At 71.3% G+C, this 25006-nt stretch carries 25 protein-coding genes and 2 tRNA genes; 16 read left to right on the top strand and 11 right to left on the bottom strand.

Annotation, left to right across the window (positions count from 1 at the left end; translation table 11 throughout):
* Positions 1 to 84: 84 nt before the first annotated feature.
* A complete protein-coding gene (glgX, locus tag CSIV_RS11835; protein WP_077051607.1) occupies positions 85 to 2175 on the bottom strand; it encodes a glycogen debranching protein GlgX in 2091 nt (696 codons plus the stop codon).
* Positions 2176 to 2222: 47 nt separating this feature from the next.
* Here glgX and CSIV_RS11830 point away from each other — a divergent pair, with 47 nt between their 5' ends.
* The 3 genes from CSIV_RS11830 (at position 2223) to ligA (ending at position 7079) form a co-directional block, all read left to right on the top strand.
* Complete coding sequence (locus tag CSIV_RS11830) at positions 2223 to 3407, top strand: cysteine desulfurase family protein (RefSeq protein WP_077051606.1); 1185 nt, start codon at positions 2223 to 2225, stop codon at positions 3405 to 3407.
* Positions 3408 to 3416: 9 nt separating this feature from the next.
* The gene (mnmA, locus tag CSIV_RS11825; protein WP_077051605.1) at positions 3417 to 4514 is read left to right on the top strand and encodes a tRNA 2-thiouridine(34) synthase MnmA; all 1098 of its coding nucleotides are present in this window, start codon (positions 3417 to 3419) and stop codon (positions 4512 to 4514) included.
* A gap of 156 nt (positions 4515 to 4670) precedes the next feature.
* Positions 4671 to 7079: an NAD-dependent DNA ligase LigA gene (gene ligA, locus CSIV_RS11820; protein ID WP_077051604.1), complete on the top strand. Its 2409-nt coding sequence runs from the start codon at positions 4671 to 4673 to the stop codon at positions 7077 to 7079.
* Positions 7080 to 7140: 61 nt separating this feature from the next.
* On the opposite strand, the gene CSIV_RS11815 is transcribed toward ligA, so the two are convergent.
* Positions 7141 to 8829 (bottom strand): long-chain-fatty-acid--CoA ligase, encoded by a 1689-nt coding sequence (locus CSIV_RS11815; protein ID WP_077051603.1) that lies wholly within the window; start codon positions 8827 to 8829, stop codon positions 7141 to 7143.
* Between the two features lie 60 nt (positions 8830 to 8889).
* Between CSIV_RS11815 and gatC the strand changes: the two genes are divergently transcribed.
* The 6 genes from gatC (at position 8890) to CSIV_RS11785 (ending at position 14649) form a co-directional block, all read left to right on the top strand.
* A complete protein-coding gene (gene gatC / locus CSIV_RS11810) occupies positions 8890 to 9189 on the top strand; it encodes an Asp-tRNA(Asn)/Glu-tRNA(Gln) amidotransferase subunit GatC (RefSeq protein ID WP_077051602.1) in 300 nt (99 codons plus the stop codon).
* Entirely contained in the window at positions 9186 to 10706 is a 1521-nt protein-coding gene (gene gatA, locus CSIV_RS11805) for an Asp-tRNA(Asn)/Glu-tRNA(Gln) amidotransferase subunit GatA (RefSeq protein ID WP_077051601.1), read from the top strand. The genes gatC and gatA overlap by 4 nt, the downstream gene beginning before the upstream one ends.
* Positions 10706 to 12223, top strand: coding sequence for an Asp-tRNA(Asn)/Glu-tRNA(Gln) amidotransferase subunit GatB (gatB, locus tag CSIV_RS11800; protein ID WP_077051600.1), 1518 nt, complete (start codon positions 10706 to 10708; stop codon positions 12221 to 12223). Before gatA ends, gatB begins: the two co-directional genes overlap by 1 nt.
* Before the next feature lie 216 nt (positions 12224 to 12439).
* Positions 12440 to 13696: a DNA polymerase IV gene (locus CSIV_RS11795; RefSeq protein WP_077051599.1), complete on the top strand. Its 1257-nt coding sequence runs from the start codon at positions 12440 to 12442 to the stop codon at positions 13694 to 13696.
* A 64-nt stretch (positions 13697 to 13760) separates the two neighbouring features.
* Positions 13761 to 14081 (top strand): hypothetical protein, encoded by a 321-nt coding sequence (locus tag CSIV_RS11790; RefSeq protein WP_076490301.1) that lies wholly within the window; start codon positions 13761 to 13763, stop codon positions 14079 to 14081.
* Positions 14056 to 14649: a hypothetical protein gene (locus tag CSIV_RS11785; protein WP_083735122.1), complete on the top strand. Its 594-nt coding sequence runs from the start codon at positions 14056 to 14058 to the stop codon at positions 14647 to 14649. Before CSIV_RS11790 ends, CSIV_RS11785 begins: the two co-directional genes overlap by 26 nt.
* A gap of 4 nt (positions 14650 to 14653) precedes the next feature.
* Here CSIV_RS11785 and CSIV_RS11780 read toward each other — a convergent pair whose 3' ends face one another.
* From CSIV_RS11780 to CSIV_RS11755, 6 genes are all read right to left on the bottom strand, one after another.
* Entirely contained in the window at positions 14654 to 15157 is a 504-nt protein-coding gene (locus CSIV_RS11780; protein ID WP_077051598.1) for a DUF2017 family protein, read from the bottom strand.
* The gene (gene clpS, locus CSIV_RS11775) at positions 15154 to 15456 is read right to left on the bottom strand and encodes an ATP-dependent Clp protease adapter ClpS (protein WP_077051597.1); all 303 of its coding nucleotides are present in this window, start codon (positions 15454 to 15456) and stop codon (positions 15154 to 15156) included. The genes CSIV_RS11780 and clpS overlap by 4 nt, the downstream gene beginning before the upstream one ends.
* Positions 15447 to 15824 carry a metallopeptidase family protein gene (locus CSIV_RS11770; protein ID WP_077051596.1) on the bottom strand — a complete coding sequence of 126 codons (378 nt, stop codon included), beginning with the start codon at positions 15822 to 15824 and terminating at the stop codon, positions 15447 to 15449. The genes clpS and CSIV_RS11770 overlap by 10 nt, the downstream gene beginning before the upstream one ends.
* A 123-nt stretch (positions 15825 to 15947) precedes the next feature.
* Positions 15948 to 16023, bottom strand: a tRNA-His gene (locus CSIV_RS11765).
* Positions 16024 to 16059: 36 nt separating this feature from the next.
* Positions 16060 to 16686 (bottom strand): oligoribonuclease, encoded by a 627-nt coding sequence (gene orn, locus CSIV_RS11760; protein WP_077051595.1) that lies wholly within the window; start codon positions 16684 to 16686, stop codon positions 16060 to 16062.
* Positions 16687 to 16724: 38 nt separating this feature from the next.
* A tRNA-Arg gene (locus tag CSIV_RS11755) sits at positions 16725 to 16797 on the bottom strand.
* Between the two features lie 102 nt (positions 16798 to 16899).
* Between CSIV_RS11755 and CSIV_RS11750 the strand changes: the two genes are divergently transcribed.
* Entirely contained in the window at positions 16900 to 17109 is a 210-nt protein-coding gene (locus CSIV_RS11750) for a methyltransferase (RefSeq protein ID WP_077051594.1), read from the top strand.
* Positions 17110 to 17160: 51 nt separating this feature from the next.
* Here the strand turns inward: CSIV_RS11750 and yczE are convergent, their stop codons facing one another.
* Positions 17161 to 17769: a membrane protein YczE gene (gene yczE / locus CSIV_RS11745; RefSeq protein ID WP_077051593.1), complete on the bottom strand. Its 609-nt coding sequence runs from the start codon at positions 17767 to 17769 to the stop codon at positions 17161 to 17163.
* A 61-nt stretch (positions 17770 to 17830) separates the two neighbouring features.
* On the opposite strand from yczE, the gene yczR reads away from it, so the two are divergent.
* On the top strand, positions 17831 to 19249 hold the full coding sequence (gene yczR, locus CSIV_RS11740; protein WP_077051592.1) for a MocR-like transcription factor YczR: 1419 nt from the start codon (positions 17831 to 17833) through the stop codon (positions 19247 to 19249).
* A gap of 108 nt (positions 19250 to 19357) precedes the next feature.
* Here the strand turns inward: yczR and CSIV_RS11735 are convergent, their stop codons facing one another.
* The gene (locus CSIV_RS11735) at positions 19358 to 19615 is read right to left on the bottom strand and encodes a hypothetical protein (protein WP_083735121.1); all 258 of its coding nucleotides are present in this window, start codon (positions 19613 to 19615) and stop codon (positions 19358 to 19360) included.
* Between the two features lie 189 nt (positions 19616 to 19804).
* Here CSIV_RS11735 and CSIV_RS11730 point away from each other — a divergent pair, with 189 nt between their 5' ends.
* From CSIV_RS11730 to CSIV_RS11715, 4 genes are all read left to right on the top strand, one after another.
* Positions 19805 to 20347: a single-stranded DNA-binding protein gene (locus CSIV_RS11730; protein ID WP_077051591.1), complete on the top strand. Its 543-nt coding sequence runs from the start codon at positions 19805 to 19807 to the stop codon at positions 20345 to 20347.
* Positions 20348 to 20386: 39 nt separating this feature from the next.
* Positions 20387 to 20881, top strand: a complete 495-nt coding sequence (locus CSIV_RS18430; protein WP_175627607.1) for a DUF6993 domain-containing protein — start codon at positions 20387 to 20389, stop codon at positions 20879 to 20881.
* A 233-nt stretch (positions 20882 to 21114) separates the two neighbouring features.
* Positions 21115 to 22794: an energy-dependent translational throttle protein EttA gene (gene ettA / locus CSIV_RS11720; protein WP_077051590.1), complete on the top strand. Its 1680-nt coding sequence runs from the start codon at positions 21115 to 21117 to the stop codon at positions 22792 to 22794.
* Positions 22787 to 23314 (top strand): acyl-CoA thioesterase, encoded by a 528-nt coding sequence (locus CSIV_RS11715; RefSeq protein WP_077051589.1) that lies wholly within the window; start codon positions 22787 to 22789, stop codon positions 23312 to 23314. The genes ettA and CSIV_RS11715 overlap by 8 nt, the downstream gene beginning before the upstream one ends.
* A 70-nt stretch (positions 23315 to 23384) precedes the next feature.
* On the opposite strand, the gene CSIV_RS11710 is transcribed toward CSIV_RS11715, so the two are convergent.
* Positions 23385 to 24263: an acyl-CoA thioesterase gene (locus CSIV_RS11710; protein WP_139340698.1), complete on the bottom strand. Its 879-nt coding sequence runs from the start codon at positions 24261 to 24263 to the stop codon at positions 23385 to 23387.
* A 52-nt stretch (positions 24264 to 24315) separates the two neighbouring features.
* Here CSIV_RS11710 and CSIV_RS11705 point away from each other — a divergent pair, with 52 nt between their 5' ends.
* Positions 24316 to 24984: a hypothetical protein gene (locus CSIV_RS11705; RefSeq protein WP_077051587.1), complete on the top strand. Its 669-nt coding sequence runs from the start codon at positions 24316 to 24318 to the stop codon at positions 24982 to 24984.
* Positions 24985 to 25006: the final 22 nt, after the last annotated feature.

The raw sequence follows: 25006 nt of genomic DNA, 5'->3' as shown, positions 1-25006 counted from the left end.
GGTCCGAACCTACCGTGGCCCGGCGACGTTCCCCCAGGGCTTGCCGCGGGCCTTGACAGACCGACCCGATCCTTCGACGCCGAGTCAGCCCCGGGACTCGACGCGGAACAGCCGCATCGACGTGCCGACGAACGGGACGACCTCACCCGGAGCGATCCTCGGCATGTCGTCCGCCGGGGTCTCGTCGGCGCTCGACCACAGCGACACGTACTCCACGTCGTCCGTCAGGACGGGCAGGGTCACCTCGACGGGGCTCTCGTTTCCGTGCACGACGAGCAGGATGCGATTCAGCTCCTCGTTCTCGGGCGTGGAGGTCGCGAGGTACTGCAGGGTGCGGTGCGAGGGGTCGGTCCAGCGGTCGCTCGACATCGTCTCGCCGTGCTCGTCGTACCAGTCCATGAGCGACGCGGAGGGGATCCGTTCGCCGAGGCGGGCGAAGTGCACCGGACGCAGGGCCGGGTTCTCGCGGCGGAGAGCCAGGAGGCGCTGAGTGTGCGCGAAGAGGTCCTGCTGCCAGGGCGCGAGGTTCCACGACAGCCACGTCAGCGGCGAGTCATGGCAGTAGGCGTTGTTGTTGCCGCGCTGCGTGCGCCCCATCTCATCGCCCGCGGTGATCATCGGAACACCCGCCGACAGCAGCAGGGTGCCGAGGAGGTTGCGCATGGCCTTCCGGCGGGTGGCGAGGATGCGAGGGTCGTCGGTCTTGCCCTCGGCCCCGTGGTTGTACGAGCGGTTGGTGTCCGCGCCGTCGCGGTTCTGCTCGCCGTTGCCGAGGTTGTGCTTGACGTCGTACGAGACGAGGTCGCGGAGGGTGAAGCCGTCGTGCGCCGTAACGAAGTTGACGCTGGCGAGCGGTCCGCGCTCCTGGGAGAACGTGTTGGAGGATCCCGCCAGCCGGGTCGCGAAGCCGCCGATGCCGACCGGCGCCGTACTGGCGCGCCGGGCGTAGTCGACGTCGCTGAGCCAGAAATTGCGCACGCGGTCGCGGTAGCGGTCGTTCCACTCGTGCCAGCCGTCGCCGAAGTTGCCGGTCTGCCACCCGCCCATGCCGACGTCCCACGGCTCGGCGATGAGCTTGGTGCCCGCGAGCACCTCGTCGTCGCGGATCGCCCGCAGCAGCGGATGTTCGGGATCGAAGGAGTGGTTCCCGTCGCGCCCCAGCGTGACGGCCAGGTCGAACCGGAACCCGTCGATCTGCACGTCCTCGGCCCAGTAGCGCAACGAGTCCAGGACGAGGCGCGCCGCGGCATCCGTCGACGTGTTCACCGCATTGCCGCACCCGGTCACGTCGATGTACACGCCCTCGTCGGTCTGGCGGTAGTACGAGCGGTTGTCGAGGCCGCGCAGGCTGGTCCGCGGGCCGCCGATTCCCTCCTCCGACGTGTGGTTGTACACGACGTCGAGGAGGACCTCGAGGCCCGCCTCGTGCAGCAGCCGCACCATGCCCTTGAACTCGCGCAGCACGGCTTCGGGGCCTTCCGCGCGGCTGGCGGCGGTGGCGTACGCGGAGTGCGGGGAGAAGAAGTTGAGCGAGTTGTAGCCCCAGTAGTTCGTCAGGCCCAGCTGGAGCAGACGCGGCTCGGTGGCGAAGGCGTGCACGGGGAGCAGCTCGATGCTCGTGATGCCGAGCGAGAGGAAGTGCTCGATCATCGCCGGGTGGGCCAGGCCCGCGTACGTGCCGTGCAGGGGGGGCGGAACCACCGGATGCCGCTTGGTGAGCCCCTTGACATGCCCCTCGTAGATCACGGTGCGGTCCATCGGGACGCGGGGCTTGGCCACACCGCCCCAGTCGAACCCGCCCTCGACGACGACGCCGCGCCAGTCGCCGTAGCCCCCCGACACGAGGCCTCGCGCGTACGGGTCGAGGAGGAGCGTCTCCGGGTTGAACGTGTTGCCGGGACCGTGGGGTCCGCCGGCCCGCACCGCGTAGCGCGCGCCGGGCCGCAGAAGCGGCGTCGTCGCCTCGAACACGCCGTCGCCCGTCGCCGTCATCGGCAGTGTCTCGACGGCCCAGTCGAGGTCGACATGGTCGAAGACGACGAGGTGCATCGTGTCGGCGTTCCCCGACCAGACGCGCAGTGTTCCTCCGTCGCGGCCCAGCCGCACGCCGAGGTCGTCGAAGGACGAGGCGAGGAGGGCAGGGCGCGGCGACAGGGCCGCTTCGGGTGGGACCATGCGTCCTAGGGTAGTGAAGGACGCGCACGAGACACCGGGGAGGGTGAATGCCGGTCTATCTCGACCATGCCGCGACCACCCCGCTGCGGCCCGAGGCTCGCGACGCGTGGCTGGCCGCGCACGAGGTGCTGGGCAATCCGTCGTCGATCCACGGCGCCGGCCAGGCCGCCCGTCGCCTCCTCGAAGACGCACGCGAGCGCCTCGCCGAGGTGCTGGGATGCCAGCCCATCGAGGTCGTGCTGACCTCCGGCGGCACCGAGGCGACGAACCTGGCCCTGAAGGGTCAGTGGTGGTCGCGGGAGCCGTCGACCGACGCGATCGTGCTCCCCGACGGCGAACACCACGCGACGCTGGACACGGTCGCGTGGTTGACGCGTTCCGCCGAGGCGCGGGTGCGCCCCGTGGGGCTCGACGCGCTCGGCCGGATCCCCGTCGCCGCGTTCGCCGCGGAGCTTCCGCACGCGGCCCTGGCCACCGCGCTCGTGGCCAACAACGAGGTCGGAACGGTGCAGGATGCCGCCGGCCTCGCCCGCGCCTCCGCCGAGGCCGGCGTTCCCCTGCATCTGGACGCGGTGTCGGCGCTCGGCCAGGTCGACGTCGACTTCTCGGGCTGGCGCGGCGCCGGAGACGGCCCCGGTGGCCTGGTCGCCCTGTCCGTCTCGGCGCACAAGGTCGGCGGACCCGTCGGTGTCGGCGCGGCGGTGGTCTCGCGGCACGCCCGGCTGACGCCGCTGCAGCACGGCGGCGGTCAGCAGCGCGGACTGCGCGCCGGCACGCAGGATGCCGCCGGGGCGGCCGCCTTCGCCGCCGCCGCGATCGCGGCCGAGACCGAGCGCGAACGGGAGACCGTGCGGCTCGAGGGCCTGCGTCGTCGCCTGGTCCACGGCATCCTCGGGGCGATCCCGAACGCGCGCCTGCTCGGGGATCCCGACGACCGGCTCCCCGGCAACGCGCACGTGCTCTTCCCGGGCGCGGCGGGGGAGACCTTGCTGTTCCTCCTCGACATGGCCGGGATCTCGGTGTCCACGGGCTCGGCATGCCAGGCGGGCGTCGCCGAACCCTCGCACGTCGTGCTCGCCCTCGGGCTCGACGACCGTGCCGCCCGGTCGGTCCTCCGTCTGACCCTCGGGCGCACGTCGACCGAGGACGACGTGGATGCCGTGCTCGCGGCACTGCCGTCCGCGTACGAGCGGGCCGTGGCATCCGGCGCCCGTTCAGCGGGCGGTTCGTAGACTGGGACGATGCGAGTTCTGGCGGCGATGAGCGGTGGCGTCGACTCCGCGGTGGCCGCGGCACGCGCGGTCGAGGCGGGGCACGACGTCGTCGGTGTGCACCTGGCACTGTCGCGCGCGGGCGGGACGCTCCGCGCCGGGAGCCGCGGCTGCTGCACGATCGAGGACGCCATGGACGCCCGTCGCGCGGCGGACAAGCTCGGCATCCCCTTCTACGTGTGGGACTTCTCGGAGCGCTTCCGCGACGACGTGATCGAGGACTTCGTGTCGGAGTACCGCGCCGGCCGCACGCCCAACCCCTGCATGCGGTGCAACGAGAAGATCAAGTTCGCCGCCCTCCTCGAGCGCGCCGTCGAACTCGGCTTCGACGCGGTGTGCACGGGCCACTACGCCACGCTCGTCGACACCCCCGACGGGCGGGAGCTCCACCGGGCCTCGGATGCCGCGAAGGACCAGTCGTACGTCCTCGGCGTCCTGACGGAGGCGCAGCTCGCGCACACGTACTTCCCGCTCGGGTCGACGCCGTCCAAGGCGGTCGTCCGCGCCGAGGCGGAGGAGCGCGGACTGTCCGTCGCGCAGAAGCCCGACAGCCACGACATCTGCTTCATCCCCGACGGCGACACGCGAGGGTGGCTCGCCGACCGCGTGGGCGCGGAGAAGGGCGAGATCCTCGACCGCTCCGGTGCGGTCGTCGGCACGCACGAGGGAGCGCACGCCTTCACCGTCGGCCAGCGCCGCGGACTGCAGTTGGGAGTCCCCGCCGCCGACGGCAAGCCGCGCTTCGTGCTCGAAGTGCGTCCCGTGAACAACACGGTCGTGGTGGGACCGAAAGAGGCCCTCGCCTGCGCCGAGATCTCGGGCGATCGCTTCTCCTGGGCGGGACGCGCCCCCTCCGCGGCGACCTTCGCGTGCCACGTGCAGATCCGCGCCCACGCGGACCCCGTGCCCGCCACCGCCGTGCTCGAGGGCGGGGCGCTGACCGTGCGCCCCGAGGAGCCCTTTGACGGCGTGGCACCGGGGCAGACGGCCGTGCTCTACGACGGCACCCGCGTGATCGGTCAGTTCACGATCGCCCGGACGGTGTCGGCGGTCCCCGTCGGAGCCTGAGCCCTCGCTCCCGGCGACTCCGGCCCCGGGAGGGGATTCGGGGCCGGGAGGGCCGGGATCGTGGCATCCGTCCTCCGTTCGCGGAATCTCCTCCCGTCGCGCGCGGAACCCCCGCAACCCCCGGGCGGTGTCGGTGCCCCTGCCTAAGCTGGACGGGTGACCGAGCACGACCAGCTTCCCGACCTCACCCTCGACGAAGCGCGCACCGAAGCGGCCGATCTGACCGAGCGGATCGTCCATGCGCGCGACGCGTATTACGGGCGGGATGCCGAGCTCGTCGACGACGCAACCTACGACGGGTGGATGCATCGGCTCGAGGCCATCGAGCGCCTGTACCCCGAGCTGCAGGGACAGGACAGCCCGACCCTGTCCGTGGGGGCGGCCGAGGCCACCGACCTCGTGACGATCGAGCACGCCGAGCGGATGCTGAGCCTCGACAACGTCTTCTCACCCGAAGAGCTGCGCGAGTGGGCCGTCAAGACCGAGGCCTCCGCCGGGCGGCCGGTGAACTGGCTGACGGAACTCAAGATCGACGGACTGGCGATCAGCCTGCGCTACGAGAACGGGGTGCTCACCTCGGCCGCGACCCGCGGCGACGGGCGCGTGGGCGAGATCGTGACCGAGAACGCGTTGCGGGTCGCCGGGATCCCGCGCGAACTCACCGGCGACGGCCACCCCGCGCTGGTCGAGGTGCGGGGTGAGGTCTTCATCCCCGTCGCGGCCTTCGAGAACCTCAACCGGCTGCAGGGCGAGTACCGTGAGCGCGCCGTGGCCGAGGCCCGGGAGCGCGCCGCCGCCCGCCGCGGCGGGGCGAAGGCGTTCGATCTCGAGAAGGCCGAGCAGGCGGCGGCGCGGCGGTTCCCGGCGTTCGCGAACCCGCGCAACGCCGCCAGCGGTGGCCTGCGCCAGCAGATCGAGAAGAAGTCGGGGCTCGAGCTCGAGGCGGGACTCGCCCGCATCGCCTCGCTCGCCCTCTACGTCCACGGCATCGGTGCGTGGCCGGATCCGCCGGTGGCCGCGCAGAGCGAGATCTACGATCTCCTGGCGTCGTGGGGGCTTCCGACGTCGCCCTACAGCCGCGTCGAATCGACCGTCGACGGCGTGCTCGCCTTCGTCGCGCATCACGGCGAACACCGCCACGACGTCGAGCACGAGATCGACGGCGTCGTCGTGAAGGTCGACGAGCTCGCTCTGCACGACGAGCTCGGGGCCACGAGCCGCGCCCCGCGCTGGGCGATCGCCTACAAGTACCCGCCTGAGCAGGTGAACACCAAGCTCCTCGACATCGTGGTGTCGGTCGGGCGCACCGGCCGCGCGACGCCCTTCGCCGTGATGGAACCCGCGCGCGTCGCGGGCAGCGTCGTGCGCCAGGCGACCCTGCACAACCAGGACGTCGTCAAGGTCAAGGGCGTCCTGATCGGCGACACCGTGGTGCTGCGCAAGGCCGGCGACGTGATCCCCGAGGTCCTCGGACCCGTGGTCGAGCTGCGCGACGGCAGCGAGCGCGCGTTCGTCATGCCCGCCGACTGCCCGGCGTGCGGCACGCCGCTGCGCCCCGCCAAAGAGGGCGACATCGATCTCCGCTGCCCCAACGCGCGGTCGTGCCCCGCGCAGGTCCGCGGGCGCGTGGAGCACATCGGTTCGCGGGGCGCGCTCGACATCGAGGCGCTGGGCGAGGTGACGGCCGCGGCGTTGACGCAGCCCGATGTCCCCGCCGAGCCGCCGCTCGACACCGAGGCGGGTCTGTTCGACCTGACGCTCGAGCAGCTCGTCCCGATCGAGGTCGTCGTGCGCGACGCCGAGACGGGGGAGCGCAAGATCGACGAGAAGACCGGCGACGAGGTGCGGCGCGCGCCGTTCCAGAAGCTCGGACCTGCCACGTATCCGCCCGGTTCCGAGAACCTCGATCCCGCGGAGCGTCGGCGCCGCGGCATCCGCAAGGACTACCGCGAGGTCCTCCCCTCGGAGCAGGCCGTCAAGCTCGTCGCCGAACTCGAGAAGGCGAAGTCGAAAGACCTCTGGCGCCTTCTCGTCTCGTTGAACATCCGGCACGTCGGTCCGGTGGCGGCGCGCGCCCTGGCGCAGTGGTTCGGGTCGTTGGATGCCATCCGCGCGGCCTCGCGCGACGAACTCGCCGCCGTCGAGGGGGTGGGCGGCATCATCGCCGACGCCGTCATCGACTGGTTCGAGGTCGACTGGCACCGCGACATCGTCGATCGGTGGGAGGCCGCGGGTGTCCGCTTCGCCATCCCCGGGCACCCCGGCCCGGGGGCCGCGGCCGCCGCCGGCGGGGTTCTGACCGGTCTCACCGTGGTCGCGACGGGATCGCTCGAGGGCTATTCCCGCGAGGGGGCGCAGGAGGCGATCATCGCCGCGGGAGGCAAGGCCGCTTCGAGCGTGTCGAAGAAGACCGACTTCGTCGCCGCGGGGCCGGGCGCGGGGTCGAAGCTGGCGAAGGCGGAGGAACTCGGCATCCGGATTCTGGATGCCGCGCAGTTCCGCGTGCTCGTCGAGCAGGGACCGGACGCGCTCCCTCCGGCTCCGGACGCCGCGACCGAGGACTGAGTCGAGGCGCCCGGCATCCGCTCCGGTCGGTGAAGCCCCGCGGAGAGGCCCGCGGACTCGGTCACTCCGCGAGCAGCCGCTCCTTCACCTGACGCCGGAGGACCTTGCCGATGAGCGACTTCGGCAGTTCGTCGACGACCACGATCCGGCGCGGCACCTTGTACGGGGTCAGGATGCCGCGGGCGAAGTCGCGCAGCTCGTCGGGGTCGATCTCGGCCCCGGCGAACGGGACGACGGCGGCGACCACGTCTTCCCCCGAATGGTCGCTCGGGAGCCCCACCACGGCGACGTCGGCGATCGAGGGATGCTGTCGCAGGACGTTCTCGACCTCGGTCGGCGCGACGTTGAAGCCGCCCGTGATGATGAGCTCCTTGATGCGGTCGACGATCCGGACGAATCCGCCCTCGTCGATCGTGACGATGTCGCCCGTGCGGAACCACCCGTCGACGAAGACCTCCTCCGTCGCCTCGGGCTTGCCGTAGTAGCCCGAGAACACCTGTGGCCCGCGGACCACGAGCTCTCCGCGGCCACACGGCTCGACGTCGGTGTGCGGGTCGTCGGGGTCGACGACGCGGCACTCTGTGCCCGGCAGCGGGAGCCCGACGGTTCCCGGCACGCGGTTCTCGGCCACGGGGTTGGCCATGAGCACGGGGGAGCACTCGCTCAGGCCGTACCCCTCGACGAGGTACCCGCCGGTGGCCTTCTCGAACGGGACCACCAGCTCGTGCGGGAGGGCCATCGCGCCCGAGATCGCGATATCGGTGCCGGCCAGCGACACGCCTTTCGCCTCGGCGGCGGCGAGCAGGCGCTCGGCGATCGGCGGCACGAGGGGCAGGAAGGTCGCGGGATGCCGCTTGGTGACGGCGAGGACGAGGTCGGGGTCGAACTTGGGGAACAGCACGAGTCGCGCGCCCATCGACATCGCGAACGTCAGGCACAGCGTCAGACCGTACGCGTGGAACATCGGCAGGACCGCGTAGACGACGCAGCCCTCGCCGCGCACGATCGACGGCACCCACGCGCGGGCCTGCGCGGCGTTGGCGAGGAGGTTCGCGTGGGTGAGCATCGCGCCCTTGGGGGTGCCGGTGGTCCCGCTCGTGTATTGGATGATCGCGAGGTCGCCCGTGGCCGGGCGGGGGTGCGCCGCGGGCAGCGGGTCGTGGCGGAGGAGCTGGGCCCAGGGCTCGGCATCCGTCGTCTTCTCGGTGAGGGCCGCGCGCGCTTCCCGCGCCTTCGCGACGGGGAGGCGCAGGGCCACGCGCATGCGGAGCGGCATCGCCCGGGTGACGTCGACGGACACGAGGGTGTCGACCCGCAGGTCGGCCGGGAAGTCCTGCACGGTCTTCACGACCTTGCTCCATACGATGGCGTGCTTCGCGCCGTGATCCTCGAACTGCTTGCGGAGCTCCCGCGCGGTGTAGAGCGGGTTGTGCTCCACGACGACCGCGCCCAGGCGCAGCACCGCGTAGAACGCGACGATGTGCTGCGGACAGTTCGGCAGGACGATCGCGACGGGGTCGCCGGCACGCACGCCGTGCGCGGCGAGGGCCGCGGCGACGCGGCTCACCTCGGCCGACAGCTCGGCGTACGACGTCGTCCGACCGAAGAACTCCAACGCCGGGGCGTCGGGATAGTCGCGCGTGGAGGCGTCGAGGATGTCGACGAGCGAGCCCGTCTGAGGTTCGAGGTCCTCCGGCACTCCGGCGGCATAGCTGGCGGTCCAGGGGCGAGGCGGGTCGTAGCTCGTCACCGTCCCAGCGTAGGCCGGGGCCGGTCCCGGCGCGCGGTGCCCGCGAACTAGACTTGCCGGGTGTCTGAAATCACCCCTGATCTCGTGCGCCATCTCGGTGTGCTCGCTCGGATCGAGTTGAGCGACGAGGAGATCCAGAGCCTGACCGGCCAGCTGGATGCCATCGTCGACAACATCGCGAAGGTGTCCGAGGTGGCAACCCCCGACGTCTTCGCCACGAGCCACCCGATCCCGCTGCAGAACGTGTTCCGCCCCGACGTCGTGCAGCAGCAGCTGACCCGCGACCAGGTGCTGCAGAACGCACCCGACCAGGCCGACGGCCGGTTCCGGGTGACCGCGATCCTGGGGGAGGAGCAGTGAGCGACCTCACGCGCCTGAGCGCCGCCGACCTCGCCGCGGCCCTCGCGTCGAAGGAGGTGTCGAGCGTCGAGGCGACCCGCGCGCACCTCGACCGCATCGCCGCCGTCGACGGCGACGTGCACGCGTTCCTCCACGTGAGCGACCATGCTCTCGACGTCGCGGCGGACATCGACCGCCGCCGCGCCGCGGGCGAGGAGCTGCACGAGCTCGCGGGCGTGCCGCTCGCGGTGAAGGACGTGCTCGTCACGACCGACATGCCGTCCACGAGCGGATCGAAGATCCTCGAGGGCTACCTGTCGCCCTACGACGCCACCGTCGTCGCTCGCTCGCGCGCTGCCGGACTCGTGCCGCTCGGCAAGACGAACATGGACGAGTTCGCCATGGGCTCGTCGACCGAGTTCTCCGCGTACGGTCCGACGCACAACCCGTGGGACCTCGACCGGATCCCCGGCGGATCCGGTGGTGGCTCCGCCGCCGCGGTCGCCGCGTTCGAGGCGCCTCTCGCGCTCGGATCCGACACCGGTGGCTCGATCCGTCAGCCCGCACACGTGACCGGCACCGTCGGCGTCAAGCCCACGTACGGCGGCGTCAGCCGGTACGGCGCGATCGCGCTGGCATCCAGCCTCGATCAGGTCGGTCCCGTGACCCGGACCGTGCTCGACGCGGGACTCCTGCACGACGTCATCGCCGGCCACGACCCGCACGACTCCACGTCGCTCACCGACGCGTGGCCCTCCTTCGCTGCGGCAGCCCGCGAGGGCGCCACCGGTGAGGTGCTGAAGGGGCTGAAGGTCGGCGTCATCCGCGAACTCGACGACCGCGGCTTCCAGAAGGGCGTGTCCGACTCGTTCCGTGCCGCCCTCGCCACCCTGGAGGCGCAGGGCGCCGAGATCATCGAGATCAGCGCGCCGCACTTCGAATACGGCGTGGCCGCGTACTACCTGATCCTCCCGGCCGAGGCATCCAGCAACCTGGCCAAGTTCGACTCGGTCCGCTTCGGTCTGCGGGTCACGCCGCAGGGCACCCCGACGGTCGAGAGCGTCATGGCCGCCACGCGCGACGCCGGGTTCGGTCCCGAGGTCAAGCGCCGCATCATCCTCGGCACCTACGCCCTGTCGGCCGGGTACTACGACGCCTACTACGGCAGCGCGCAGAAGGTGCGGACCCTCATCCAGCAGGACTTCGACGCCGCGTTCGCCGAGGTCGACGTGATCGCGACCCCGTCGGCGCCGACCACGGCGTTCCGCCTGGGCGAGCAGCTCGACGACCCGCTGCAGATGTACCTGAACGACGTGACGACCATCCCGGCGAACCTCGCCGGCGTCCCGGGCATCTCGATCCCCAGCGGCCTCGCCGAGGAGGACGGTCTGCCGGTCGGCATCCAGTTCCTCGCCCCCGCCCGTGAGGACGCACGTCTGTACCGCGTCGGCGCGGCGCTCGAAGCGCTGCTGGTCGACCAGTGGGGCGGTCCGCTTCTCGACCGTGCCCCCTCCCTCACGAACGGAGCGACCCGCTGATGGCCAAGGACGCGCTGATGGACTTCGACGAGGCCCTCGAACTGTTCGAGCCGGTTCTCGGGTTCGAGGTCCATGTCGAGCTCAACACGGCGACGAAGATGTTCTCCGCCGCACCCAACCCCGCCAACGAGGCGAACCACGGCGCCGAGCCGAACACGCTCGTCGCGCCGGTCGACATGGGCCTGCCGGGCGCGCTCCCGGTCGTGAACGCCGAGGCGATCCGCTCGTCGATCAGCCTGGGCCTCGCCCTCGGCTGCTCGATCGCGCCGTCGAGCCGGTTCGCACGGAAGAACTACTTCTACCCCGACCTCGGCAAGAACTATCAGATCTCTCAGTACGACGAGCCCATCGCGTTCGAGGGATCGGTCGAGGTCGAGCTGGAGGACGGCACGATCGTCACCGTGCCGATCGAGCGCGCGCACATGGAGGAGGACGCCGGAAAGCTCACCCACATGGGTGGGGCGACCGGGCGCATCCAGGGCGCCGAGTACTCGCTCGTCGACTACAACCGCGCCGGCGTTCCGCTGGTCGAGATCGTGACGAAGCCCATCTTCGGCGCCGAGCATTCGGCTCCGGCGCTCGCGAAGGCGTACGTCGCGACGATCCGTGACATCGTCCGCGGTCTCGGCATCTCCGAGGCGCGGCTGGAGCGCGGCAACCTGCGCTGCGACGCCAACGTGTCGCTGCGCCCCCGCGGCCAGGAGAAGCTCGGCACGCGCACCGAGACGAAGAACGTCAACTCGATGCGGTCGGTCGAGCGCGCGGTGCGGTACGAGATCCAACGCCAGGCGGCGATCCTGGCCGCCGGCGGCACGATCACGCAGGAGACGCGCCACTGGCACGAGGACACGGGGCGCACGTCGCCGGGTCGTCCGAAGTCGGATGCCGATGACTACCGCTACTTCCCCGAGCCCGACCTGCTCCCCGTCGTGCCGGCGCCGGAGTTGATCGAGGAGCTGCGCGCCGCGCTGCCCGAACCGCCGGCCGCACGCCGTCGTCGGCTCAAGGCCGACTGGGGCTTCGCGGACATCGACTTCCAGGGCGTCGTGAACGCGGGGCTGCTCAACGAGGTCGAGGCCACCGTCGCCGCCGGGGCATCGCCCGCCGCCGCACGCAAGTGGTGGATGAGCGAGATCAGCCGCATCGCCAACGCCGAGGAGCGCGAGCCCGCCGAGCTCGTCAGTCCCGAGAACGTCGCCGCGCTGCAGCAGCTCGTCGACGCGGGCACGCTGACCGACAAGCTCGCGCGTCAGGTGCTCGAGGGCGTCATCGCGGGCGAGGGCACTCCGCAGCAGGTCGTCGACGCCCGCGGTCTCGCGGTCGTGTCCGACGACGGTGCGCTCATCGCCGCGATCGACGAGGCCCTGGCCGCCCAGCCCGACGTGCTGGCGAAGATCCGCGACGGCAAGGTCCAGGCCGCCGGCGCGGTCATCGGCGCCGTGATGAAGGCGATGAAGGGTCAGGCCGACGCCGCGCGCGTGCGCGAGCTCGTGCTGGAGCGCGCCGCCGCACAGTAAGCACCGTGGATGCCACGGCTCCGACGCTCCTCGCGGGCGCGGGCCGTGGCATCCGTCGTTCCCGGGGGTGTGGGACGGGTGCCGAACTCAGCGATTCGCCGTAGGCCAGTCGGCTTCGGGGGATTTGGGATGAGGTTGTGCGGATCGCTGAGCGGACGCGCGCGCCGCCGCCCGTCCCCGGCCGCGATGTCGGAGGCCCGGGGGAGAATGGATGCCATGGGACGCGGAGACGGGACGGGGCGCATCGTCTCGCCGCCCGGTGCCGACGACACGGGGACCGGCATCCTGCACGTCGACATGGACGCGTTCTTCGCCTCGGTCGCGGTGCTCGACGACCCGTCGCTCGCGGGCAAGCCGCTCATCATCGGCGGCTCCGAAGGGCGCGGGGTCGTGTCCAGCGCGTCGTACGAGGCGCGACGCTACGGCGTGAAGTCCGCGATGCCGGTGGCGATCGCCCTGCGCCTGTGCCCGAACGCGATCGTCGTGAATCCGCCGTACTCGCGGTACACCGAGATGTCCCGCCAGGTCATGGCGATCTTCGACGAGATCACCCCGCTCGTGGAGCCCCTGTCGATCGACGAGGCGTTCCTCGACGTGCGCGGGGCTCGACGGCTGTGGGGGAGTCCGGGGAGGATCGCGCGCGATCTGCGGGTCCGGGTCAAGGAACGCACCGGTCTGACGTGCAGCGTGGGGGTCGCGGCGACCAAGCACGTGGCCAAGATGGCCTCGACGATCTCCAAGCCCGACGGCCTGTTGATCGTCGCCGAAGCGGACACCGAGGCGTTCCTGCGGCCGCGCTCGGTCCGTGCGCTCTGGGGAGTGGGGCCGAAGGCGGCGGTGGCTCTCGAATCGCGGGGCATCCGTCTCATCTCCGACGTGCTCGACACTCCGCGCCCGGCGCTCGAGAAGGTGCTCGGGCCGGCCATGGGTGAACGCATCTGGCACCTCGCCCGCGGCATCGACGCCCGAGAGGTGCACACCGGGCGCACGGAGAAGAGCGTCGGGCACGAAGAGACGTTCCACACCGACATCTCGGACACGCGCACGCTCCACGTCGAGCTGCGCCGGCTGGCCGACCGGGTGGGCGCGCGCCTGCGGAACCAGGGGTTCGAGGCATCCACCATCTCCATCAAGGTGCGGTTCAGCGACTTCACGACGCTGAGCCGCTCGCGGACCCTCCCCGAACCCACGTCGGTCGGACAGCGGATCGGGGATGCCGCGATCGAGCTGTTCGACGGGATCGACCGCCGTCAGGCGGTGCGGCTCGTCGGCGTCCGCGGCGAGAAGCTGCGGCCGACCGCGACCGCCGCGACGCTGTGGGACGACGACGCGGAGTGGCGACGGGTGGAAGGAGCGCTCGACGGCGCGACCGCGCGGTTCGGACGCGGCGCCGTCACCCGCGGATCGCTCCTCGGCCCGTCGCGCGGCGGCGGCGCGCTGCCCACGAATCCGCGTCCCTCGTACGACCACTGACACGGCGCCGCCCGGTGCGCAACGCCCCTGGGCGCGTCGATCACGGGCGGGTACGGTGGGGTCCATGCCCAACATCGCATTGGAACTCGGCAAGCAGGCCACCAGCTTCGGCGTCACCTCCGCCTACGGCGAGCAGCAGGACGTGGACGGCGTGCGCATCGTCCCGGTCGCCCTGACCTGGGCCGGATTCGGCGGCGGCTCGGACGAACAGGGCAACGGCGGCGGAGGTGGCGGCGGGTACACGCTCCCGCTCGGCGCGTACATCCGTCGCGGTGACGACCTCCGCTTCGACCCGAACCTCGTGTCCCTGCTCGCCGTCGGCATCCCGTTCGTGTGGGTCGCCGGTCGCGCGCTCAGCCGTGTCATCCGCGCCCTCAAGAAGTAGCGGCGATCCCCTCGACGACGCCCTGACCGCCGCGGTCGGGGCGGTGTCGTCGCGGGTGTCGGCGGTGGGGGCGTCCAATCCCGTCGTGCTCATCGACGGCCGCAGCGGGGCGGGCAAGAGTTCGCTCGCCCGTCGCCTGGTCAGTGCCTGGCCGGGGCGCAGCCGGGTGCAGCTCGTCGCTCTCGATGACCTCTACCCCGGCTGGGGAGGACTCGCCGAGGGAGCCGAGTACGCTCGCGAGACGATCCTGCTGCCCCACGCGAAGGGGACGATCGGCGTATGGCAACGCTGGGATTGGGAGGCGGGTGAACGCGCCGAGGCGCACGCCGTCGACCCCTCACTGCCCCTCGTGGTCGAAGGGGCGGGGATCCTCACACCGGCCGCGGCGACGCTCGCCGACGTGCGCGTCTGGGTCGACGCGCCGGACGGGCCGCGCAAGGACCGCGCGCTCCGCCGCGACGGCGAGACCTACCGCCCCCACTGGGACCGGTGGGCGGCTCAGGAGAATGCGCACCTCGCCGATCACCAGCCGCAGGCGCTGGCATCCGTCGTGGTGTTCCTGCCGTGACGCCTCAGCGGCGCGGGGGATCCTCGAGGTTCCGGTCGAGGGCCGCGACCAGGCCGTCCAAGCGGTAGCCGACCCAGTCGTAGATCCCGAAGCGCGCGTCATCCGGACGGTGCTCGTCCTGATCCTGGATGCCGAGCCGGGTCGCCAGCACGAGCCGGACCGCCGAGAGGGTCCGCATCCAGGCGCGCGCCTCGGTCTCGCCGAGGGCCACGGTGATGGTCGTGTCGGGGTCGCTCGCGGGGTCGAGCTCGCCACCGTCCATGCCGAGGGTGTCGAGGACCGTGCGGGCGTCGTCTGCGCGCCGCTCGAGCATGTCGGCGCCGGTCAGCCGGCGGAACTCCCGGCTGGCGTCGTCGTCGTCGGGATACGCGTCGGGGAGGAGTCGCAGGACGGCGGGGTCGTCCTCTCGTCCGGCGTCGACGATGAGATCGCGGAACTGCCCGACGATCCCCGCCAGGTGGAGCGCCTCGAGCCCACTGACCTCGAGCACGACGATGCGGTCGTTCATCGCGGATCCTTTCGCACCGTAGCCCAGAGGCCGTAATCGTGCAGCGCCTGCGCGTGCACCTCCATGACCTCGCGCGGGCCCCGGGCCACGACGGCGTGCCCGTCGTGATGCACGGAGAGCATGAGCCGATGGGCGGTGTCGGCGTCGAAGCCGAAGTACGTGCGGAAGACGTGGACGACGTAGCTCATCAGGTTGACGGGGTCGTTCCAGACGACCGTCTGCCACGAGGTCGGGGGAGCGGCCTCGATCTCGGTGATCTCGTCGAGGTCGGGAACCGCGATACCGGCCATCACGCCCATCCGAGTTCGTGGAGACGCGCGTCGTCGATGCCGTAGAAGTGGGCGATCTCGTGGACGAGGGTGGTGTGGATCTCGCCGCGGAGCTCGTCCTCGTCCGCACAGGCGGCGAGGTGCGGCTCGCGGTAGACGATGATCCGGTCGGGGAGTTCGCCCACGCCGTAGCGTTCACGTTCGGTGAGAGCCCATCCGTCGTAGAGGCCGAGGAGATCGAGCGATCCATCCTCGGGGCGGTCCTCGACGACGAACACGACGTTGTCGAGCCCGTCGACCATGTCGTCCGGGAGGCGGTCCAGCTCGTCCACGACCAGGGCCTCGAACGCGGCACCGTCGAGGTCGAGCCACGCGTGCTCGTCCACCTCGTCGTGCATGGTTCTCCCGTTCCTGCGGACGTCGGCGGGGATGCCTCGCGCTCCGTCCGCCCAATTCTATGAGTCCTCGCAGGGCACCGGCCGGAACGACGAAGGCCCGCCGGAGAGGCGGGCCTTCGGGGTTGGGGTGGCTAACGGGACTTGAACCCGCGACCCCCGCGACCACAACGCGGTGCTCTACCAACTGAGCTATAGCCACCATGTGTCCACCGAAGCGGACAACTGAACGATTATGTCATACGTCCCGCGCGAACGACGAAACGACCGACGATGCGGCGCCCTTCGCCTCGTCGCTCGTGGGGCCCGGCTCCGGCACGAAGACGGCCTTGCGGTAGTACGCCAGCTCGCGGATGGACTCGAGGATGTCGGCGAGGGCGCGATGCCCGCCGTTCTTCGCGGGAGCGTTGAAGTAGGCGCGCGGATACCAGCGGCGCGAGAGCTCTTTGATGCTCGACACGTCCACGTTCCGGTAGTGCAGCCAGCGGTCGACCCGCGGCATGTACTTCGCGAGGAACATGCGGTCCGTGCCGATCGTGTTGCCCGCCAGGGGCGCCTTGCCCTCGAGCGGGGCGAAGCGCTGGATGTACTCGAGCGCCTGGAACTCGGCATCCGCCAGGCTCACGCCGTTCGGGATCTCGTCGAGCAGACCCGAGGACCGGTGCATCTCGGTGACGAAGTCGCCCATGTTCGCCAGGGCCGAGGCGTCGGGCTTGATCACGACCTGGAAGCCGGGGTCGAGGACGTTCAGCTCGAAATCGGTGACGACGATCGCGATCTCGACGAGCTCGTCGACCGCGAGGTCGAGTCCCGTCATCTCGCAGTCGATCCACACGAGCCGGTCGTTCTCAGAGGCGCTTACCATCCCGTCATCCTACTGACGGGGTGAGACGGGGGAGTCGGTCCCCCAGGCACGATTCGAACGTGCGACCGGCGGATTAGAAGGCCGCTGCTCTATCCACTGAGCTACTGGGGGTCGCCACCAGGATATCGGTGACCCGCTCGCGCCGTGGTCGACCCCCTGGCGGGGCCGGACGGGCGGGCGTACGCTCCGGCCAGATCGAACGAAAGGAGCACCATGTCCGAAACGACGACGCGACGACTGTGGGTCGCCTACGGTCCCGGCGGAGTGGTCGGAACCATCCAGAAGGATGCCGAGGGCTACGCCGTGCACATGACCGGCAGGGACGAACGCCTCGGGGTCTACCCCACGATGGATATCGCCAAGAACGCGGTGCATTCGCACCTGAAGCCCGGGAGTGATCGGCCCCAGTTCCGGGAGCACTGAGCCCCCCAGCGTGTCGTGGAGGCGAGGAAGCGTCCGCGACCCCGCCGGGCGTCACACCCGGGCCGGGCGGTGAAGACGCCGTCGCGGCTCGGGTGCGGCCAACAGGCGCAGTGCGACGTGCACCAGCGGTCCGATCCCGAGGGCGAACACGACCGTGCCGATGCCGACCGTGCCGCCGAGGAGCCAGCCCGCCACCAGCACGGTGCCCTCGACGGCGAGCCGCGAGGCCCAGATCGGCCAACCGAAACGGGCGTGGATTCCGGTCATCAGCCCGTCGCGCGGACCGGGTCCGAAGCGCGCGCCGATGTACAGCCCGGAGGCCGCCGCGACGGTGACCACTCCGCCCACGAGCATCAGCGCCTGCCAGAGCAGGGTGTCGGGATGCGGCAGGAACGTCAGAGACACCTGGATGCTCGTCCCGACCAGGAGGATGTTGGCCACCGTGCCGACACCGGGTCTCTGCCGCAGGGGGATCCACAGGAGCAGCACGCCGAGTCCGACGATGTTGGTGATCCAGCCGACACCGATCCCCGTGACGCGCGAGAGCCCCTCGGCGAACACCGTCCACGGGTCGACGCCGAGACCGGCCGCGATGGTGAGGGCGCAGCCGAAGCCGTAGAGGCACAGGCCGGTGAAGAGGCGAAGGATCCGGGTGGTCACGAAAGAAGCCAATCACCGGATTGGGTCTATGCAAGCGTGCCAATCTGGTTACTCTGGCCTCATGGACTCCCGCATCTCCGCCCGCGCCCTCGCCGAGGCGCTCGGTGGCTGGCGCGGCCGCGGCCCCGCCTACGAGGCGCTGGCCGACGGCATCCGCCTCCTGTGCCTCGACAACCGCATCGCACCGCGCACCGCGCTCCCCGCCGAGCGCGAGCTGGCCGCGGCCCTGGGATTGAGTCGCACCACCGTGGCCGCCACGTACCGCAGCCTGCGCGACACCGGCCACATCGAGAGCCTGCGGGGGAGCGGGAGCGTGACCCTGCCACTCCGGCGCAACGACCCCGGCGCGGACGACCGGCGCGACGGCGTCATCGACCTTCAGCAGGCGAGCCCCGCAGCCTGGCCCGGTCTGCCGGCGGTCATCCAGGACGTGGCTCAGGATGCCGCCGCACTCGTCGCACGTACGGGGTACGACGTCGTCGGGGAGCCGGGACTGCGCGAAGCCATCGCCCAGCACTATCGCGACCGCGGACTCGCGACCGAGCCCGACCAGATCCTGGTGACCACGGGGGCGCAGAGCGCACTGCACCTGATCGCGTCGGTCCTCCTGTCGCGCGCCGACCGCGTCCTCATCGAGACGCCGACCTACCCCCACGGCGCGGACGCCTTCCGAGCCGTGGGCGCCCGACTCGTCGGCGTCCCCGTCTCCCCGGACGACGGGTGGGATCTCGATCGAGCGGCGCAGACGTTCGCCCGCGTGCTGCCGGCTCTGGCCTATCTCATGCCCGAGTTCCAGAACCCGACCGGTCGCACCATGGGCCGGGAGGAGGTGACCGCGTTCGTCGACGGTGCGCAGCGCGCCGGGACGTACCTCGTGCTGGACGAGACGACCGCGGGCCTGGACATCGACCGTCCGACCGCGCCGGTCGCCTTCCCCGACCTGGGCCGGATCGTGAGGGTCGGTTCCCTGGGGAAGACGGTGTGGGGCGGCCTACGCGTCGGATGGGTTCGGGCCGAAGCCGACATCGTGCGGCGGTTGGCGAGCGGCCGACCGGTGCACGATCTGGGCACCCCGGAGTTCGAGCAGGCCGTGGCGGCGCGTCTGCTGCACCGGCTCGATGAGATCAGCACGCAGCGCGCGGATCTGCTGCGCGCCGGTCGGGATGCACTCACGCGCGCACTGGTCGAGCGCTTCCCCGAATGGGAGATCCCGCACGCGCACGGAGGGGTGTCGCTGTGGGTCGGCCTCGGAGAACCGGTCAGCACCCCGCTCGTGATGAGCGCGCGGGCCCGTGGGCTGCTCCTCTCCGCCGGCTCGCGCTTCGCGGTCGAGGGAGGACACGACCGGCGGCTGCGCATCCCGTTCACCGCCGCACCTCACACGCTCGAGCGCGCCGTCGACATCCTCCGGCACGCTTGGGAGGACGTGCGCGGGACAGCGGCGGGAGCGGCGCTCGACGACCTCGCGACCGTCGTCTGAGCCGCGAGGGCGTAGCGGGTCTGTTTTCTGCAGCCCCGATCATCGCGGCGCGCTCCGTGCGGCCGTGTCCGACCTCGCCGGGTCGCCGCGGCGCGCCCGTGTGGAGCTCTACCGCGCGTAGCGGAGGCACTCCAGTGCGTCGTTGGACGACCAGAACTCGCCCAACCGGCGGAACCGACCCGTCGTCGCATGGAAACGCTCGGCCGCGTACCGCCACCCCTCATCGGCGGCGATCGCGCGCACGTGACCCACGACGACGCCGCGCGGGTCCGCGATGCGCCACAGGCCCGCGGCGACGTGCGTCGCCGCTCCCCACCCGGCCGGGCGCGGGGCCGGGGCGAGGTCGTTCCACAGTGCGGTGGTCATGCCCTCACGCTACGAGGGGCCTCCGACATCGCCGGGGTGCTCCTTCTCCCCACTGATCGGTTCGTCGGACTTCTCCACGGAACGGCATCCGCGGCCCACGGCCCACCTGCCCGACCGGTCATTCTGTCCCTGGCTCCGGCGTCCGTCGGGCACACGGATGCCGGAGCCCGAACCCAGAGAGGACACATCATGAGCGACCACATCACCCTCGTCGGCAACATCATCGGAGACCCCGAGGAGCGAGCCACCCGTGGCGGCGACCCGATCGCGGCGTTCCGTCTCGCCGTGAGCGAGCGCCGGTTCGACCGGGAACGCGGCCAATGGATCGACGGACACACCAACTACTACGCCGTCTCGGTCTTCGGTGAACTGGGAAGGAACGCGCTGGCCTCGCTCCGCAAGGGCGAACGCGTCATCGTCGCGGGCCGGCTCCGCCTGCGCGAGTGGGAGACCGATGCCAAACGCGGAGTCAGCGCCGACGTCACCGCGGACGCCGTCGGACACGATCTTCGGTGGGGCGCGTCGACGTTCCGTCGGAGCGTCCGGCGCGACGACCCCTCCGCCGCCGGATCGGGTGAAGCGTCGAGTGCGTCGTCCGAGGGCGGCGACGATGCGTGGGCCGTGCCGGGAGAATCGCCGTCCGTTCCCGCCGGGGCACTCGATCCGGACGGCGTCGAAGGGGGGACGTCGACTCCCGCCCTCGTCGAGGTCGGCGACACGACCCCGTTCTGAGGGGCGGGGCGCGCGCGGTCGGTCCGTAGACTCGGGCGAGTGATTCGCCTGACACCCCGACCGGCCACCGTTCTGGCGGCGGCCGCCGTTCTCGCGCTGGCGGGGTGCACCCCGACGCCGCCCGCCGGTCCCTCCGAGGCGGTCGCGACCCCCGCGGCGACGGCGTCGGCAGCGACGACTCCCTCGGCGTCCGCTGCGGTCCCGGCCCTCGTCCCCGCCGGGTCGGCGGCGGAGAACCTCCCCCTCTTCGCGGATGTCGTGCGCGCGGTGTGGGCCGGACCCGACCAGGTGTCCGGGCGGGCCTACGTCGACGCCCTCGTCGCCGCCGGTTTCGAAAAGTCGGCGATGCAGGTCACACCCGACGCCACGACGATCGGCAACCCCGCCGAGAGCATCGAGTTCGCGGTGCGGTGGGGCGAGGACTGCCTCGTCGGTCAGGTGGGCCCGTCCATCGGCGACCCCGTGGCCACCGTGCTGCCGGGGCTGTCCACCGGCGCGTGCCTGATCGGGCAGACGCGCGCGATCGACTGGTGACACCACGGTCCCGGGTGGAAACCGGGGTGCCGGTCCGCGGGCGGTGACCCCGTCGTGAGCGGCTCGGCCGTCGCCGTGGCTCCGCTCACCCGTGGCCCGCGTCGGACGGCGCCCGCACAGGCGGCCTTGATAGGCTGATCGGGACTTCCGCGCACCCGGGTGCTCCGCCGAGATCGAGTCGGCGAACCGGGCGGGCGCGGCCCTCATCCCCGATCGAAGGTGGTACGTCCTCGATGGCCGAATACATCTATTCCATGGTCCGCGCCCGCAAGGCCGTGGGCGACAAACTGATCCTCGACGACGTCACGATGTCGTTCCTCCCCGGTGCCAAGATCGGCATGGTGGGACCGAACGGTGCCGGTAAGTCAACGATCCTCAAGATCATGGCGGGGCTCGACACCCCCTCCAACGGCGAGGCGCGCCTGAGCCCCGGGTTCACCGTCGGCATCCTCATGCAGGAGCCCGAGCTCGACGAGAGCAAGACCGTGCTGGAGAACATCCAGGACGGCGTCGCGATCAAGCCGAAGCTCGACCGCTTCAACGAGATCTCCGCGCTCATGGCGGATCCCGACGCCGACTTCGACGCGCTGCTGGCCGAGATGGGCACCCTGCAGGAAGAGATCGACGCCGCGGACGGGTGGGACCTCGACTCGCAGCTCGAGCAGGCCATGGACGCTCTGCGCACCCCGCCGGCCGACGCCAGCGTCGTGCCGCTGTCGGGTGGTGAGCGCCGCCGCGTCGCGCTGGCGAAGCTCCTGCTGCAGAAGCCCGACCTGCTCCTGCTCGACGAGCCCACCAACCACCTCGACGCCGAAAGCGTGCTGTGGCTCGAGCAGCACTTGAAGGCGTACAAGGGTGCCGTCATCGCGATCACCCACGACCGGTACTTCCTCGACAACGTCGCGGAATGGATCGCCGAGGTCGACCGCGGGCACCTCTACCCGTACGAGGGCAACTACTCCACCTACCTCGACAAGAAGGCGCAGCGCCTCGACGTCCAGGGCAAGAAGGATGCCAAGCTCGCCAAGCGCCTGAAGGAAGAACTCGAGTGGGTCCGCTCGAACGCCAAGGGCCGCCAGGTCAAGTCGAAGGCGCGCCTCGCCCGTTACGAGGAGATGGCCGCCGAGGCGGAGCGCACGCGGAAGCTCGACTTCGACGAGATCCAGATCCCCGCGGGCCCGCGTCTGGGCAGCATCGTGATCGACGCCAAGAAGCTCGAGAAGCGCTTCGGTGACCGCTCGCTCATCAGTAACCTGAGCTTCAACCTGCCGCCCAACGGCATCGTCGGCGTCATCGGACCGAACGGTGTCGGAAAGACGACGCTGTTCAAGACGATCGTGGGTCTCGAGCCGCTGGACGGCGGGACGCTCAAGATGGGCGAGACCGTCAAGATCAGCTACGTCGACCAGTCGCGCGCGAACATCGACCCCGAGAAGACGCTGTGGGAGGTCGTCTCGGACGGCCTCGACATCATCACGGTCGGCAAGACCGAGATCCCGTCGCGCGCCTACGTGTCGAAGTTCGGCTTCAAGGGGCCCGACCAGCAGAAGAAGGCCGGCGTCCTCTCCGGCGGTGAGCGCAACCGCCTGAACCTCGCGCTCACGCTGAAGGAGGGCGGCAACCTGCTGCTCCTCGACGAGCCGACGAACGACCTCGACGTCGAGACGCTGAGTTCGCTCGAGAACGCCCTCCTCGAGTTCCCCGGTTGCGCCGTGGTCATCACCCACGACCGGTGGTTCCTCGACCGCATCGCGACGCACATCCTCGCCTACGAAGGCACCGAGGAGCACCCCGACCAGTGGCACTGGTTCGAGGGCAACTTCGAGGCCTACGAGGCGAACAAGATCGAGCGCCTCGGTGCCGACGCGGCCAACCCGTCGCGTTCGACCTACCGCAAGCTCACGCGTGACTGAGTCGACGGCGCCCGCGGGTCCGGCTGCGGCCGGGCCCGCGCGGCTGCACGTCCCCATCCACCTGCGCTGGGGTGATCTCGACGCGCTCGGGCACGTCAACAACACCTCGATGCTCAAGCTCCTCGAGGAGGCGCGTCTGCGCGCCTTCTGGCGCGGTGACGAAGAGGGCGAGGCCCTCCCGACCGCGGTCTTCGACATGAGCGTCCTGGAAAGCGGCGGCGAGCGGGCGACCCTGATCGCCCGGCAGGAGATCGAGTACCTCCGCCCGGTTCCCTACAGCCAGCGTCCACTCGACGTGCGCCTGTGGATCGGCGCGATGGGCGGCTCGAGCGCCGACATCTGCTTCGAGGTCTTCAGTCCCGTCGGCGAGGACGAGCCCGTGCTCTACGCGCGGGCGACCGCCGTCGTCGTGCTCGTCGACACCGCGAGCGGACGCCCCATCCGCTGGAGCGAGACCGAGCGCGCCGCGTGGGGCCCCTACGTCGGCGACCCGATCGAGTACCGACGCCGCGGCCGCTGACGCCGCGAGCCCGCGTGAGTCGCCAAGTTCTGTCGCCTGAATGCAGCCGGAAGCGACGATTCTTGGCGACTCACGCGCCGTTTTCGCCCGGTACCCGCACCATGACCTCCTGGGCCACACTCGCGAGGAGTGTGCCCTCGCGCGTGTAGATGCGACCGGTCGACAGGCCGCGCCCCCCGCGCGCGTTCGGCGACTCCTGCACGTAGAGGAGCCACTGGTCGACCCGCCCGGCGCGATGCCACCACATGGCGTGGTCGAGACTCGCCACCCGCAGCCCGCGGGTACCCCACGGCACACCGTGACCGCGCAGGATCGGCTCCTGGATGGTGAGGTCGCTGAGATAGGCGAGCGCGGCGCGGTGCACGGCCGGGTCGTCGGGCAGCGCGCGCCGCGTGCGCATCCACACCGCTTGACGGGGAACGTGCGGCCCCTCCACGACGGTGTACACCGGAGACGGGACGTGCACGACCTCGACCGGGCTGTCCGCGATCGCGCGTCGGCTCAGCGGGTGCAGAGACGCGTCGTCGAGCGGCGGCAGGTCTTCGGGCTGAGGAATGCCCTCCGGCATCGGCTCCGCGTGTTCGAGACCGGGGTCGTCGTCCTGGAACGACGCGATCATCGAGAAGATCGGGACGCCGGCCTGGAAGGCCTGAGTCCGGCGCGTCGAGAACGACCGTCCGTCGTGGATGCGATCGACCGAGAACGTGACGCCGTCGGACGGGTCGCCCGGCCGGAGGAAATACCCGTGCATCGAGTGCACCGTGCGTTCGGGCGGAAGGGTTCGCGACGCCGCCTCGATGGACTGCGCGAGCACCTGCCCGCCGAAGACACGCCCGAACGGCATGGGCTGCGAGACGCCGGTGAAGATGTCTTCGGTGGTCCGTGCGCCCGCGTCGCGGAGGTCGAGCACCGCGAGCAGAGAGGCGACGGGGTCGATGGCGTCGGTCACGCTCACTCCCGTTCCGCCGCAGAGGTCTGCGTCGCTTGATAGTTTAGGGCGGGTGTCCGCGCGCCTGTTGTTCCCCGACCCGCAGGCGGCCGCCGACCTGCTGACCTTCGCCTCCCGCGCCGTCCGGCTCGGTGACGGGACGGTGCGGCTCCGCGCCGACGGCGGGGTCCTCGTGACCACGGCCGCCCCGCTCGCCCCCCGGGGGCTTCTGGATGCCACGCCCACCGTGCTGGGCCTTCGCGTGTCGCTGATCGACCCGGAGCTGCAGTGCGATCTCGTGGTCGAGGCATCCGCTCTCCTTGCCGCACCCGACGACGCCTCCGCGGTCGTCCTGCCCGAGATCGCGAGCGCCCCGGCCTGGGCGGGGGTGTCCCCACCGCGTGGAGGCTGGACCGAGGTGGATGCTCTCGACAGCGCGGTCCTCGCCGCCCGGGCGCAGTACGGTATCGCGGCCGTGGCCGACGCCCTCCCGTCCGATCCGGGCGAGGATGTCGTCCGCACGGTGCGCGCCCAGGTGTGGGGGCAGCCGGACGAGGCACTCGGCGGGCTCCCGCTGGGGACGGCGTTCACGGCCTACGCCCTCGGATTCATCGCGGGGGCGGAGCAGGCTGCCGTGCGCACGAGCGGGGTCTGGACGCGTCTCACCCTGGCCCGCGGTCACGTGCTCGTGCGCGGGCCGGTGCGCTCCGGCCTGACGCCGGTGCGTGCCACCGGCGGGTGACTCAGCCGTCCCATAGGCGGCC

It is taken from the genome of Microbacterium sp. CSI-V, assembly GCF_001984105.1.
GTDB lineage: Bacteria > Actinomycetota > Actinomycetes > Actinomycetales > Microbacteriaceae > Microbacterium.
This window is presented reverse-complemented; position numbering and strand designations above follow the sequence as displayed.

Excerpts from the sequence above, each read along its gene's own strand:
- clpS (WP_077051597.1), bottom strand. The coding sequence starts at position 15,456 with ATGGGCGTGATGGCCGGTATCGCGGTTCCCGACCTCGACGAGATCACC.
- mnmA (WP_077051605.1), top strand. The coding sequence starts at position 3,417 with ATGCGAGTTCTGGCGGCGATGAGCGGTGGCGTCGACTCCGCGGTGGCC.
- CSIV_RS11830 (WP_077051606.1), top strand. The coding sequence starts at position 2,223 with ATGCCGGTCTATCTCGACCATGCCGCGACCACCCCGCTGCGGCCCGAG.
- glgX (WP_077051607.1), bottom strand. The coding sequence starts at position 2,175 with ATGGTCCCACCCGAAGCGGCCCTGTCGCCGCGCCCTGCCCTCCTCGCC.
- CSIV_RS11770 (WP_077051596.1), bottom strand. The coding sequence starts at position 15,824 with ATGCACGACGAGGTGGACGAGCACGCGTGGCTCGACCTCGACGGTGCC.
- CSIV_RS11795 (WP_077051599.1), top strand. The coding sequence starts at position 12,440 with ATGGGACGCGGAGACGGGACGGGGCGCATCGTCTCGCCGCCCGGTGCC.
- CSIV_RS11730 (WP_077051591.1), top strand. The coding sequence starts at position 19,805 with ATGAGCGACCACATCACCCTCGTCGGCAACATCATCGGAGACCCCGAG.
- CSIV_RS11750 (WP_077051594.1), top strand. The coding sequence starts at position 16,900 with ATGTCCGAAACGACGACGCGACGACTGTGGGTCGCCTACGGTCCCGGC.
- yczR (WP_077051592.1), top strand. The coding sequence starts at position 17,831 with ATGGACTCCCGCATCTCCGCCCGCGCCCTCGCCGAGGCGCTCGGTGGC.
- ettA (WP_077051590.1), top strand. The coding sequence starts at position 21,115 with ATGGCCGAATACATCTATTCCATGGTCCGCGCCCGCAAGGCCGTGGGC.
- orn (WP_077051595.1), bottom strand. The coding sequence starts at position 16,686 with ATGGTAAGCGCCTCTGAGAACGACCGGCTCGTGTGGATCGACTGCGAG.
- CSIV_RS11790 (WP_076490301.1), top strand. The coding sequence starts at position 13,761 with ATGCCCAACATCGCATTGGAACTCGGCAAGCAGGCCACCAGCTTCGGC.
- CSIV_RS11735 (WP_083735121.1), bottom strand. The coding sequence starts at position 19,615 with ATGACCACCGCACTGTGGAACGACCTCGCCCCGGCCCCGCGCCCGGCC.
- gatB (WP_077051600.1), top strand. The coding sequence starts at position 10,706 with ATGGCCAAGGACGCGCTGATGGACTTCGACGAGGCCCTCGAACTGTTC.
- CSIV_RS11780 (WP_077051598.1), bottom strand. The coding sequence starts at position 15,157 with ATGAACGACCGCATCGTCGTGCTCGAGGTCAGTGGGCTCGAGGCGCTC.